Consider the following 12,393-nt stretch of genomic DNA (forward strand, 5'->3'; position numbering starts at 1 on the left):
ACCAGTTCGGAAATTTCCCAAGTGCTGTTCTGAAATGGGTGATTGCGTTGAGTGCATAGGCGCCAGTGCCGGCGTCATCGCGGGGCAAGCCCGCTCCCACGGCTTTTTATCTTCCTTGTCCCGCGTAGAGCCGGCACTGACTCAACCGCGCCGGTTACCCGCAACATCGCCCACTCCAGCCAGACTCGCCGGGCTACAGGTTTGATCCCCGGCCAGCACCACGTCGCCTTCGCGCTCCAGTGCCAGCAGGTCGAAACTGAGCAGGCAAGCCGCCGCGCCATGCTGGTGAACCTCCAGGCTCGGGGTCGCTTCACTCATCTCTACGGCGAAGAAGCCATCGGCTTCGCTAACCGTGCGGCTGGCGTGATTGATCACCTGAGCCCCACGCAGCGGCCGGCCCTTGGGGTCAATCAAGCGGCCTATCACCGTCACCGTGCGCAGTACGCGCAGTTGTCGATAGGCAATCCCGCCGCGGTTGAGGTGGTAATCGAGGCTCGAAGGCTGGATCACCGCAGCAGTCGCCTCGCTGCCTTCAAAATCGAACTGCACATGGCCAGCCTTGTAGGCCGCCACCGGAATCACGTTGCGCCCTGGGCGTAGGTTGGCGGTGCTGCCGTTGGGGTCGTCGGCGCGCAGTTGCAGGCCGGGCAGGTCTGTCTCGACATCGACGATCAAACCGGCCTGATGCGGCAGGTACTGGCCACTCAAGGCGGCCTTGCCGTCGCCTACGGCAAGCAGGCTTTCCATGTTCAAGCCACCCGTGAACTCGCCGTTGTACGAGGAGCGCTGAACATAGGCATCGCCATGCACTACCTGGTTTTCAAACTGCGTGTCACCGCCCAGCCCTACCCCATAACGGTCAGCGCTGGCGGTCATGCCAAGGCTGCGCAGTGGGCCGATGTCGACGTCTTGCTGGTAGGCCAGCGAAGCGTTGAGGTCGCGCCCGCCGTCGCGTGAGGTACGTGTACCGAGACTGGCCGACACCCGCCGCCCGCCCTCACCCAGGCTCATGCTCAAGCTCAGATTGACCCCACGACTGCGCGCATCGCCGGTGCCGGCGGTGCCTGGGCGGTCGAACAGCGACAGGCGCCAGTTGGCGTCCGAGCCCATCACCCGACCGAAGTACGACCAGCCCAGATCGAGCCCCATGCCGGCACTGGCGCCGCTGCTGTGGGAGATGCGCAAGCTGGCGGTGTTGCGTGGATCGAGGCGATGGTTGAGTGACAGCGAAGACTGCGTCTGGCGCTGCACGAATGCCGCGCCACGTGCCTCACGCGGGCGTGATAACCATGAGCGGCTGTGGCTGGCGACCAACGAGCCACTGCCATAGCTGTGAATCGCCTGCAGATCGTAGCCGCTGCCGTAATCCTGGGCCTGGTAGACATTGGAGTAGAGCTTGAAGCGGTCGAGCACGTCCCAATCCAGCGAGGTGCCGTATTGCATCATCTGGTCGATACGCTGGGCCGACAGACCAACAATCGCCCGTGGGTGCAGCAGGTAGTTGGCCAGCACGCCAGCGCTGAGGCTGTCGTCGTGGCCGCGCTCCCAGTTGCTCAGCAGGCTGCTCTGCCGGCCTAGATAGACGTTGTAGCGCCACGGCGCATCGGTACTGCGCCAGTTGCTGGGTTTGTAGATGAATTCCTGGCTGCGCGAGGTGACTTGGCCGTCCTCGACCAGGCGCACTTCGATTTCATAGATGCCACCGGGCAGCACCTTGGTATCGAGCGTCTGCAAGCCCGGCTGGACAGGCTGACTGTTGATCAGCACGCCGTTGCGGTAGATCTCCACCACTGCCGGGCGGTCTGGGGTGACGTAGATCGGTGTGGCGCTGGGCGCGCCGTTGTCGATGGCCAGGCTGTCGCTGCTGCCAAACATCAGGCCAAGGGTGGTATCGGGGCTGGTGCCCATCAGCCGTGGCTGGCGGGTCAAGCCTTGGGCGCTGGGGGTGAAGTAGCCCAGGCGGTAGAAGTTAGCTTCGACCAGACGCTCGGCGTAGAGCTGGTCGAGGCGATAGCGGGTGCCTTGCTCGCTGTCGCTGCCACGGTCGAGCTGACCATCGGCCAAGGCGGTCCAGTTACCAATGCTGCCTTGGCCCTGCATGGCATAACGGCCGGTGGTACCGTGGCCATCGCCGACCAGGTTGAGTTGATTGCGCAGCAGCAAGCCATAGCTGCCTTGTTCTGGCAAGTGGTGAAAGCGTTCGATTACGCCTGCCACTTCGGCCTGACGGGTGAGCAGCGACAGTTGCGAATTGACCAGGCTGTAGTGCACTGCACGCAGCCCGTCCGGGCAATCGACTTGGCAGTCTCCCAAGGGGCGGCCAGCGGCTAGGCGTTCGCGCCACAACTTGCGCAGGCGCTCGGGCTCGCGGCTCTCTTGAGTGTCGGTGAATTCGAGCAGTTGCACCTGCTGGTCACGGCTGAGCACGACCATGGCATCGCCCAGGTAACGACCATCCAGATCGACCCGCACCGCTAAAGGCACATCGAAAAAATGCGCCTCGAACTCGCGCGGCAGGCCATCGATACGGCCCAATGTCGTGGCCGCCGCCAACGACCAGAACGGCGCAGCAGTCAAGCAGGCAGCCAGGGGCCACCAGCGGCGCAGCGAAGCGAAGATGGAGTCAGTGATTGGCATGAGCGTCGCTTGCAGGCAATACCCACCCCTCCCCTCGACAGACGCCGAGGGCAAGGAGGGCAATAACGGATGGGTTAACGGATGAGCGTCAGGCTCAAGGCGCAGCGGTCTCGAACATCATGCTGACCAGCCCCTGATAGCTGCCTGGCTCATAGCCGGCTGCCGGTGCTGGTTGGGCACTGACCTCAAAGCCGATGATCGCGCCTGGGGCGGCCTGGGCAGCGCTGACCACCTCGGCCGGCGTGGTTTTCAACACGGTGTCGCCAACTTTGACATCCAGGCCAATGTTGTGGGCACCGCTGGCGATGACCGCTGGCGACACCAGGTAGGCGCTGATCGGGCCGATAGTGCTCTTGACCTGCAGTTGCTTGGTGATCGGGTCGAGCCTCTCTTGGTACGAGTTCCAGCTCATCTCCTGTGGGTCATTCATCCAGTTGCCGCCTACCGGCTCGACGAAAAAGGCTGCGGTGGGGATCTGAGCAGTGACCTGGACCTGCTTCTCGATCGGGTCAATGGCAAAAGCCGAAGTGGCGCAGCACATGGCCAGAGGAAGGGCGAATAACGTACGTTTCACGAATCTGATCTCCTTGAAGGGCTAATGCCTGCCGGGCGATTCCCGGTCAGCAAGGAGATTATTCAGGGTCGATTCGTCGCGATGAGTAAGACCGTTCCGAGCGGGCTTCGGAAATTTCCCAGCGACCTCAAAACGCCATCAAACTGGCTTGCAAGACAGGTCAGCCATTCACAAACGACAACGCCCCGACTAGCGGGGCGTTGTGGCATTGCAGGCAAGGGTTAGTGGGAAACCGCGCCACTGGCACCCAGGCCAGTCTGCGAACGGACGAACTGCGGGAAGAACAACGCACGCTCGTTTTCAGCTGCCTTGGACTTGTCGGTGACCGAGAAGAACCAGATACCGACGAAGGCGATGATCATCGAGAACAGCGCGGGGTACTCGTACGGGTAGATGGCTTTCTCATGACCGAGGATCTGCACCCAGATGGTTGGGCCAAGGATCATCAGGCCCACTGCACTGACCAGGCCCAGCCAGCCGCCGATCATGGCGCCGCGGGTGGTGAGTTTCTTCCAGTACATCGAGAGCAGCAGTACCGGGAAGTTGCAGCTGGCGGCAATGGAGAAGGCCAGGCCGACCATGAAGGCGATGTTCTGCTTCTCGAACAGAATGCCCAGGCCGATCGCCAGTACGCCCAGCGCGATGGTGGTGATCTTCGAGACGCGGATCTCGTCCTTGTCGTTGGCCTTGCCTTTGCGCCAGACGCTGGCGTACAGGTCATGGGATACCGCCGAGGCACCGGCCAGGGTCAGGCCAGCGACCACCGCCAGGATAGTGGCGAAGGCCACCGCCGAGATGAAGCCGAGGAAGATACTGCCACCCACGGCATCGGCCAGGTGCACCGCCGCCATGTTGTTACCGCCCAGCAACGCGCCAGCGGCGTCCTTGAAGTCTGGGTTGGTGCTGACCAGCAGGATCGCGCCGAAGCCGATGATGAAGGTCAGGATGTAGAAGTAGCCGATGAAACCGGTGGCGTACAGCACGCTCTTGCGCGCTTCCTTGGCGTCGCTGACAGTGAAGAAGCGCATCAGGATGTGCGGCAGGCCAGCGGTACCGAACATCAGTGCCAGGCCCAGGGAGAACGCCGAGATCGGGTCTTTGACCAAACCGCCCGGGCTCATGATCGCTTCGCCTTTGGCGTGCACCTTGATCGCTTCGGTGAACAGGGTGTTGAAATCAAAGCCCACGTGCTTCATCACCATCAGCGCCATGAAGCTGGCACCCGACAGCAGCAGCACGGCCTTGATGATCTGTACCCAGGTGGTGGCGAGCATGCCGCCGAACAGCACGTACATGCACATCAGGATGCCGACCAGGATGACCGCAACGTGGTAGTCCAGGCCGAACAGCAGCTCGATCAGCTTGCCCGCGCCGACCATCTGCGCGATCAGGTAGAAGGCCACTACCACCAGCGAGCCGGACGCCGACAGGGTGCGGATTTCCTTTTGCCCGAGGCGATACGAGGCCACGTCGGCGAAGGTGTATTTACCCAGGTTGCGCAGGCGCTCGGCGATCAGGAAGAGAATGATCGGCCAGCCGACCAAGAAGCCGATCGAGTAGATCAGGCCATCGTAGCCGGAGGTGAATACCAGGGCGGAAATCCCCAGGAACGAGGCTGCCGACATGTAGTCACCGGCAATTGCCAGACCGTTCTGGAAACCGGTGATCTTGCCGCCGGCGGCATAGTAGTCGGAGGCTGATTTGTTGCGTTTGGACGCCCAGTAGGTAATCCCCAGGGTGAACAGGACGAAGGCCAGGAACATGACGATGGCAGACATGTTGAGCGGCTGTTTCTGCACCTCGCCGGTGAGCGCATCAGCGGCCCACACAGCGGGTGCAAAAACGCCGCAGGCCAGGACGGCCAGGGCTTTGGCTTGGCGGATCATTGCTTGGCCTCCTCGAGGATTGCCTTGTTCAACTCATCGAACTCGCCGTTGGCACGACGCACATAGATGGCGGTGAGGATGAAGGCCGAGAGGATCAGGCCGACACCGAGGGGAATACCCCAGGTAATCGACGAGTCCGGGCTCAGCTTGGCACCGAGAATCTGCGGGCCATAGGCGATGAGGAGGATGAAGCCGCAGTAGAGGCCGAGCATGATCGCCGAGAGAATCCAGGCGAAGCGTTCGCGTTTGGTGACCAGTTCCTTGAAGCGCGGACTGTTCTGTATCGAGAGGTAAATGCTGTCGTTCATTGTTTTTGTCCTAGCAGCACAGATTAGGGATAACCCGCCTGTAACTTTATGCTGCCGTTGGACGCCAACCAGACGACCTTAGTCTTAGATGCAACGGTGTTTTGCAGATTTGGTAACAACAGACAGGCCAGGGTCGCCCTTTTCGCGGGCAAGCCCGCTCCCACAGCGTTCGATGAAGGCCCTGTGGGAGCGGGCTTGCCCGCGAAGAAAGCACATTGGCCGCTAAGCCTTACGCCCTCATTTGCCAGTCCACTCGGCCACCCGCTCCGGATGCTTGGCCACCCAGTCCTTGGCCGCCTGGTCAGGCTTGGCACCATCTTGAATCGCCAGCATCACCTCACCGATCTCATCCTTGGATTGCCACTGGAATTTCTTCAGGAATGCAGCCACTTCCGGCGCCTTCTTGTCCAGCTCCTTGCTGCCGATGCTGTTGACGGTCTCAGCCGCGCCATACACGCCTTTAGGGTCTTCCAGGAACTTGAGTTTCCATTTGGCGAACATCCAATGCGGCACCCAACCGGTCACCGCGATCGACTGCTGCTTGGGATAGGCCCGGCCCAACTCGGCGGTCATGCCCGCACCGGAGCTGGCCTGCAACTTGTAGCCCGTCAGGTCGTAGTCCTTGATGGCCTGTTCGGTCTTGATCATCACCCCGGAGCCTGCGTCGATGCCGACGATCTTCTGCTTGAAGGTGTCGTCGGTCTTGAGGTCTTCGATGCTGGTGGCTTTGACGTACTCAGGGACGATCAGGCCAATCTTGGCATCCTTGAAGTTGGGGCCGTAGTCGACCACCTTGTCCTTGTTCTTGGTCCAGTACTCACCATGGGTAACCGGCAGCCAGGCCGAGAGCATGGCGTCGAGTTTGCCGGTGGCCACCCCCTGCCACATGATGCCGGCGGCCACCGCCTGCAGTTTCACGTCATAACCGAGCTTCTGCTTGATTACTTCGGCGGCCACGTTAGTGGTCGCCACGCTGTCGGCCCAACCATCTACGTAACCAATGCTCACTTCTTTGGCCATTGCCTGTGCAGCGCTCATGGCCAACACCAGGGCGGATCCCACGCCCAGGAAACGTCGCATATTCATCAAAGCATCCCCTCGTCAGGTCTTGGAGATTGCATCATCAACCTGCCACACAGGTCGACCTGCTCTATCAGCGACCTCTACCCCAACCAGATGCGACAGCACTTGGCCATTAGCGTCATCGGCCCGCCCTGCCCTGCGCGATCCTTGCATGCCAATGCGTTGACGCCGGGCATTTGCGGCTATCATCTAGCCCTTTGCGCCTGACGATGGACCGCCTGATGCCCAGTTCCGCCCGCTTGCTACTGCCCCTATACCTACTCGCCTGCCTGCTCGCCTTGCTCGGGCTCGGGGCGCTCTGGTACGGGCTGGGCAAGCCGGTGCTGCTGCCCGATGCGGCCAGCCCCACGCATAAACTGCAATGCGCCTCGTACACCCCGTTCGATAAAGACCAGTCGCCGTTCGACCAGCCGTTCCGCCTGCGCCCGGCGCGCATGGACGCCGACCTGGCGCTGCTGGCTGAGCGCTTTCAGTGCATCCGCACCTATTCGATGACCGGCCTCGAGGCGATTCCGGCGTTGGCGCGCAAGCATGGGCTGAAGCTGATGATCGGCGCCTGGGTCAATGCCAACGCTGCCGACACCGACAAGGAAGTCGAGCTGCTGATCGCCTCGGCCAACGCCAACCCGGATGTGGTCAGCGCGGTGATCGTCGGCAACGAGGCGCTGCTGCGCAAGGAAGTTACGGGTGATCGCTTGGCTGAGCTGATCGCCCGGGTGAAGAGTCGTGTGACCGTGCCGGTGACCTATGCCGATGTCTGGGAGTTCTGGTTGCAGCATCCACAAGTGGCGCCTGCGGTGGACTTTCTGACCATCCACCTGCTGCCCTACTGGGAAGATGACCCCAGCGGGATCGACCAGGCCCTGGCGCATGTCGGCGAGGTACGGCGGGTGTTCGGCACGCGCTTTGCGCCCAAGGACGTGATGATCGGCGAGACCGGCTGGCCCAGCGAGGGGCGCCAGCGCGAGACGGCGGTGCCGAGCCGGGTCAATGAGGCACTGTTCATTCGTGGTTTTGTCGCCATGGCCGAGCGCAATGGCTGGAGCTACAACCTGATCGAAGCCTTCGACCAACCGTGGAAGCGCGCCAGCGAGGGCGCGGTGGGTGGTTACTGGGGGCTGTATGACGCCGATCGCCAGGACAAAGGGGTGCTTGAAGGGCCGGTGAGCAACCTGGCGCTGTGGCCGCAGTGGTTGCTGACGAGTGTGTTGTTGCTGATCGCGGTGCTGCTGCTGGCTGGCCGGCCGGCCGATCCGCGTGCGGCATTGTTGCTGCCGCTGTTGGCAGCGATTGGTGCCGGTAGCCTGGGGCTATGGGGCGAGCTGATGCGCACCAACGCGCGGTTTGCTGGCGAGTGGCTGTGGGCGGTTTTGCTGGCGGGGCTGAATCTGCTGGTGCTGGCGCATGCAGCGCTGGCCTTGGCGCAGCGTAGCGGCTGGCGCCAGCGGCTGTTCGCCTGGCTTGAGGCGCGGGCTGGCTGGTGGCTGCTGGCGGCAGGCTTCGCTGCGGCAGTGAGCATGTTGGCGATGGTGGTTGATCCGCGCTATCGCAGTTTTCCGAGTGCGGCGTTGTTGCTGCCGGCGTTGGTTTATCTGCTGCGACCCGTACCAGCGCGGCGGGCTGAGGTGGCCTTGCTAGCGTTTATCGTGGGCGCAGGGGTTGCGCCGCAGTTGTTCCGGGAAGGGCTGCACAACCAGCAGGCTTGGGTCTGGGCGGGGGTCAGTGTTTTGATGACTGCAGCGTTATGGCGCAGTCTGCGCAAGGTTTGAGCCTGCTATCGCGGGGCAAGCCCGCTCCCACGCCATGACCTGCATGGATAACTCGTCATGACCTGCATCGCTAACACGCCATGACCTGGATGGACAAACTGCGTGGGAGCGGGCTTGCCCCGCGATGAGGGCTGCGCAGTCTCCGCTTAACCGAGCTTGCTCGGCACTGGCTGACGCACCAACCGCAACCCGGCCAACACCACCGCAAACACCGCAATGCTGGCGGTGTACAGCACTAACGCAGGGATCCCGAACAGCAACGCCAGCGCCGCCAGAATCCATCCGGCCCGCCCCGCCAGCAGCTGCGCCAGCAGCGCCAAGCCCAGCCCGACCCAGGCAATCACCTGAAAATGAATCGCCAACCCCAGCAGCGAGCGCAGCTGGCATTGCCAGTACTCCCCCGGCACGCCGCACAGGCCCACCCACTGGGCGTCTTCCATCAGCCCATAACGCACGCCATAGCTCGCTGCCAGCCATAATGGCAAGCACAGCAGCAAGACAATCACGGGCAATGAACGGGGCATGACGATCTCCGGGTGGTAATAACAATGCGCAAGCATAACCCTGTGCAACATCTGTGCAAGGCAAGAACGCCCGCCACCAGCTATGTTGCACAGAAGCACCGTTGCCGCGCTGTTGTAAGGCGCGGCAATATCCAGTGCGACGGACAACCGTGCACTGGGCAACTTTGTACAGGCCGCCATTGTCAGAGCCTGGGTATCGCACCGCCTTGCTGATTTTTTCTGGGGGATTCAATGCTTCGATCAATGCGCCTCGCCGCCCTCCTGGGTGGCCTGCTACTGGCTGCGGCCGCCTCGGCGCGGGACATCGACGCCGCCAGCTACGGCTTTCCCTTGACCAACCCGTTCGAGGCGACCATTGCCACCACCCCGCCCGAACAACGGCCGACCCTGCCCAGTGACGAAGACATCACTCAAGCCGACTACAGCCTGAACCTGCGCCCGGAGCGCGCCTTCACCCTGCCCGACAATTTCTGGCCAGTGAAAAAGCTCAAGTACCGCCTGGCCCGCCAGGACCGTGAGGCGCCGCTGATGTTCATCATCGCCGGCACCGGCGCCCCCTACTCCAGCACCATCAACGAATACCTGAAGAAACTCTACTACCAGGAAGGCTTCCACGTCGTGCAGCTGTCGTCACCGACCAGCTGGGACTTCATGAGCGCCGCCTCGCGCTTCGCTACCCCCGGCATCACTTCAGAGGACGCCGAGGACCTGTACCGGGTCATGCAGGCGGTACGTGCCCAGCATCCGCGCCTGCCAGTCAGCGACTTCTACCTCACCGGCTACAGCCTGGGCGCACTGGATGCGGCATTCGTCAGCCACCTGGATGAAACCCGGCGCAGCTTCAACTTCAAGCGGGTGCTGCTGCTCAATCCGCCGGTCAACCTCTACACCTCGGTCAGCAACCTGGACAAACTGGTGCAGACCCAGGTCAAGGGCATCGACCGCAGCACCACCTTCTATGAGTTGATGCTGGAAAAGCTCACGCTGTACTTCCAGGAAAAGGGCTACATCGACCTCAATGACGCACTGCTGTACGACTTCCAGAAGTCGCGCCAGCACCTGTCCAACGAGCAGATGGCGATGCTGATCGGCACTTCGTTCCGCTTCTCGGCGGCCGATATCGCCTTTACCTCCGACCTGATCAATCGCCGCGGCCTGATCACCCCACCGAAACAGCCGATCACCGAAGGCAGCACCCTGACGCCGTGGTTCAAGCGCGCCTTGCAGTGCGACTTCGAGTGCTACCTGACCGAGCAAGTCATCCCCATGTGGCGGGCCCGCACCGATGGCGGCAGCGTGCTGCAGCTGGTCGATCAGGTCAGCCTGTATGCGCTGGCCGATTACCTGCACAACACGCCGAAAATCGAGGTCATGCACAACGCCGACGACGTCATCCTCGGCCCTGGCGATATCGGTTTTCTGCGCAAGGTGTTTGGCGATCGCCTGACCCTGTACCCGCACGGCGGCCATTGCGGCAACCTCAATTACCGCGTCAACAGCGACGCCATGCTGGAGTTCTTCCGTGGTTAAAAGACTGCTGCTCGTCACCGCCCTGTTCGCTGCCGGCCCTGCCATGGCGGCGGAGATCGCGCCGCGCACCAGCGTGATCGAAGCCGACCCGGTGGTTACCCCCCAAGCAGAAAGCGATGGCTTTCTCGATCCGATGCGCGCGCTGAAATTCAACCCTGGGCTCGACCAGCGTGAATTCGAACGCTCGACCCTGACTGCGCTCAACGTCTACGACCCGCTGGAGTCGATGAACCGGCGCATCTATCACTTCAACTATCGCTTCGACCAGTGGGTGTTGTTGCCGGCGGTCAAGGGCTACACCGCCATCACCCCGCGCTTCTTGCGCACCGGGGTGAGCAACTTCTTCAACAACCTGGGTGATGTGCCCAACCTGTTCAACAGCGTGTTCCAGCTCAAGGGCAAGCGCTCGGCCGAGATCACCGCGCGGTTGATGTTCAACACCATCATCGGGGTCGGCGGCCTGTGGGACCCGGCGACCAAGATGGGCCTGCCCCGCCAGAGCGAAGACTTTGGCCAGACCCTGGGCTTCTATGGCGTGCCCGATGGGCCGTACATCATGCTGCCGATCCTCGGTCCCTCGAACCTGCGCGATACCACCGGGGTGGTGGTGGATTATGCTGGCGAGCAGGCGATCAACTTCCTCAATGTGGCCGAGGCCAGCACCGATCATCCGGAGATTTTCTTCGTCAGGGCGGTGGACAAGCGCTATACCACGGCCTTCCGCTATGGGCAGCTGAACTCGCCGTTCGAGTACGAGAAAGTGCGCTACGTGTATACCCAGGCGCGCAAGTTGCAGATTGCTGAGTAGGGAGGGCCAATACCGGCCCTATCGCGGGGCAAGCCCACTCCCACGTGCTGGGCTTGCTCGGCAATAGGGCGGGCCCTGCACAGCATCACAATCCCAGAAATTGCCCCAGCTCGCGGCGCTTGGCCAGGGCGTCGTTGCGCCCCAGCTCGATCAGCTCGCTGCAATAGCTCGCCTCGAACAAGAGATAACTCAACACCCCTGCCCCGCTGGTGCGGGTCGCTCCCGGCCCGCGCAAGAACATGCGCAACGCCGCCGGCAATTCACGCCGATGGCGCGCCGCAATCTCATCCAGTGGCTGACTTGGCGCCACCACCAGCACCTCGATCGGCGCCAACCCCAAGCGCCGCGCGTCCAGGTGAGCGGGCAACAGGTGGCTGAGGTGATTGAGCCGCTGCAGCAGCTCGATGTCATCTTCCAGGCTGTCAATGAAGGTGCTGTTGAGCATGTGCCCACCAATCTGCGCCAGGCTGGGCTGCTGACCGCTAAACACCCGCTGGGTCGGCAACGGCGGCGCCGGCCGCTGCGGGTTGCCGCTGACCCCGACCACCAGCACCCGACTGGCGCCCAGGTGCAAGGCCGGGCTGATCGGCGCCGACTGGCGCACCGCGCCATCGCCAAAGTACTCCTCGCCGAGTTTGACTGGGGCGAACAGCAGCGGGATCGCCGAGCTGGCCAGCAGGTGCTCGACCGTCAGCGCCGTGGGCCGGCCAATGCGCCGATGGCGCAGCCAGGGCTCGATGGTGTCGCGGCCCTGATAGAAGGTCACCGCTTGCCCGGAGTCGTAGCCAAAGGCGGTGATGGCCACGGCGCGCAACTGCTCGCTGGCCAAGGAATGGGTGATGCCGTCCAGGTCTAGATGCGCCTGCAACAGGCCGCGCAGCGGGCTGCTGTCGAGCAGCGCCACCGGCAGCTGGCCACCTAGGCCTAACAGGCTGTGGCTGACGAAGCGGCTGGCTTGGCGGACGACCCCGGGCCAATCGCTGCGCAGCACCAGGTGGCTGCGAAAGTTCTGCCAGAAGTGGGTCAAGCGTTGTACCGATTCGCCAAAGCGGGTGGCGCCGCTGGCCAGGGTCACGGCATTGATGGCGCCGGCCGAGGTACCGACGATGACCGGGAAGGGATTGGCTGCGCCGGGGGGCAACAACTCGGCGATGCCAGCCAATACGCCGACCTGATAGGCGGCGCGGGCGCCGCCGCCAGAGAGGATCAGGCCGGTGGTTGGGGTCATGTGGTCCTCCCTGGAATCATTGGTGTTTCAGTCATGGCCTCTTCGC

At 62.7% G+C, this 12,393-nt stretch carries 10 protein-coding genes; 3 read left to right on the forward strand and 7 right to left on the reverse strand.

All coding sequences use genetic code 11. The features are described 5' to 3' along the window. Positions 1-141 precede the first annotated feature (141 nt). From AAZU54_RS24935 to AAZU54_RS24955, 5 genes are all read right to left on the reverse strand, one after another. Positions 142-2,637, reverse strand: coding sequence for a TcfC E-set like domain-containing protein (locus tag AAZU54_RS24935; protein WP_434727795.1), 2,496 nt, complete (start codon positions 2,635-2,637; stop codon positions 142-144). A gap of 94 nt (positions 2,638-2,731) precedes the next feature. Beyond that, positions 2,732-3,211 (reverse strand): CS1 type fimbrial major subunit, encoded by a 480-nt coding sequence (locus tag AAZU54_RS24940; protein ID WP_186554725.1) that lies wholly within the window; start codon positions 3,209-3,211, stop codon positions 2,732-2,734. Between the two features lie 221 nt (positions 3,212-3,432). Beyond that, positions 3,433-5,097 carry a cation acetate symporter gene (locus tag AAZU54_RS24945; protein ID WP_186554724.1) on the reverse strand — a complete coding sequence of 555 codons (1,665 nt, stop codon included), beginning with the start codon at positions 5,095-5,097 and terminating at the stop codon, positions 3,433-3,435. Next, positions 5,094-5,405: a DUF485 domain-containing protein gene (locus tag AAZU54_RS24950; protein WP_186554723.1), complete on the reverse strand. Its 312-nt coding sequence runs from the start codon at positions 5,403-5,405 to the stop codon at positions 5,094-5,096. The genes AAZU54_RS24945 and AAZU54_RS24950 overlap by 4 nt, the downstream gene beginning before the upstream one ends. A 237-nt stretch (positions 5,406-5,642) precedes the next feature. Continuing rightward, positions 5,643-6,491, reverse strand: coding sequence for a glycine betaine ABC transporter substrate-binding protein (locus AAZU54_RS24955; protein WP_186554722.1), 849 nt, complete (start codon positions 6,489-6,491; stop codon positions 5,643-5,645). Between the two features lie 206 nt (positions 6,492-6,697). Here AAZU54_RS24955 and AAZU54_RS24960 point away from each other — a divergent pair, with 206 nt between their 5' ends. Next, entirely contained in the window at positions 6,698-8,257 is a 1,560-nt protein-coding gene (locus AAZU54_RS24960; RefSeq protein WP_405129601.1) for a beta (1-6) glucans synthase, read from the forward strand. A gap of 146 nt (positions 8,258-8,403) precedes the next feature. Here the strand turns inward: AAZU54_RS24960 and AAZU54_RS24965 are convergent, their stop codons facing one another. After that, positions 8,404-8,781, reverse strand: coding sequence for a hypothetical protein (locus AAZU54_RS24965; RefSeq protein WP_434727796.1), 378 nt, complete (start codon positions 8,779-8,781; stop codon positions 8,404-8,406). A 231-nt stretch (positions 8,782-9,012) separates the two neighbouring features. Between AAZU54_RS24965 and AAZU54_RS24970 the strand changes: the two genes are divergently transcribed. Together AAZU54_RS24970 and AAZU54_RS24975 are read left to right on the forward strand one after the other, a co-directional pair. After that, positions 9,013-10,311, forward strand: a complete 1,299-nt coding sequence (locus AAZU54_RS24970) for a serine/threonine protein kinase (RefSeq protein WP_186554719.1) — start codon at positions 9,013-9,015, stop codon at positions 10,309-10,311. Further along, the gene (locus AAZU54_RS24975) at positions 10,304-11,119 is read left to right on the forward strand and encodes an MlaA family lipoprotein (protein ID WP_186554718.1); all 816 of its coding nucleotides are present in this window, start codon (positions 10,304-10,306) and stop codon (positions 11,117-11,119) included. The genes AAZU54_RS24970 and AAZU54_RS24975 overlap by 8 nt, the downstream gene beginning before the upstream one ends. 85 nt (positions 11,120-11,204) lie before the next feature. Here the strand turns inward: AAZU54_RS24975 and AAZU54_RS24980 are convergent, their stop codons facing one another. Next, on the reverse strand, positions 11,205-12,347 hold the full coding sequence (locus AAZU54_RS24980; RefSeq protein ID WP_434727797.1) for a patatin-like phospholipase family protein: 1,143 nt from the start codon (positions 12,345-12,347) through the stop codon (positions 11,205-11,207). Between the last annotated feature and the right edge of the window lie 46 nt (positions 12,348-12,393).

It is taken from the genome of Pseudomonas sp. Je.1.5.c, assembly GCF_051129895.1.
Lineage (GTDB): Bacteria > Pseudomonadota > Gammaproteobacteria > Pseudomonadales > Pseudomonadaceae > Aquipseudomonas > Aquipseudomonas urmiensis.

Bases quoted from the DNA above. Each gene is read 5' to 3' on its own strand.
- AAZU54_RS24935 (WP_434727795.1), bottom strand. From the start codon at position 2,637: ATGCCAATCACTGACTCCATCTTCGCTTCGCTGCGCCGCTGGTGGCCC.
- AAZU54_RS24945 (WP_186554724.1), bottom strand. From the start codon at position 5,097: ATGATCCGCCAAGCCAAAGCCCTGGCCGTCCTGGCCTGCGGCGTTTTT.
- AAZU54_RS24950 (WP_186554723.1), bottom strand. From the start codon at position 5,405: ATGAACGACAGCATTTACCTCTCGATACAGAACAGTCCGCGCTTCAAG.
- AAZU54_RS24955 (WP_186554722.1), bottom strand. From the start codon at position 6,491: ATGAATATGCGACGTTTCCTGGGCGTGGGATCCGCCCTGGTGTTGGCC.
- AAZU54_RS24960 (WP_405129601.1), top strand. From the start codon at position 6,698: ATGGACCGCCTGATGCCCAGTTCCGCCCGCTTGCTACTGCCCCTATAC.
- AAZU54_RS24965 (WP_434727796.1), bottom strand. From the start codon at position 8,781: ATGCCCCGTTCATTGCCCGTGATTGTCTTGCTGCTGTGCTTGCCATTA.
- AAZU54_RS24970 (WP_186554719.1), top strand. From the start codon at position 9,013: ATGCTTCGATCAATGCGCCTCGCCGCCCTCCTGGGTGGCCTGCTACTG.
- AAZU54_RS24980 (WP_434727797.1), bottom strand. From the start codon at position 12,347: ATGACCCCAACCACCGGCCTGATCCTCTCTGGCGGCGGCGCCCGCGCC.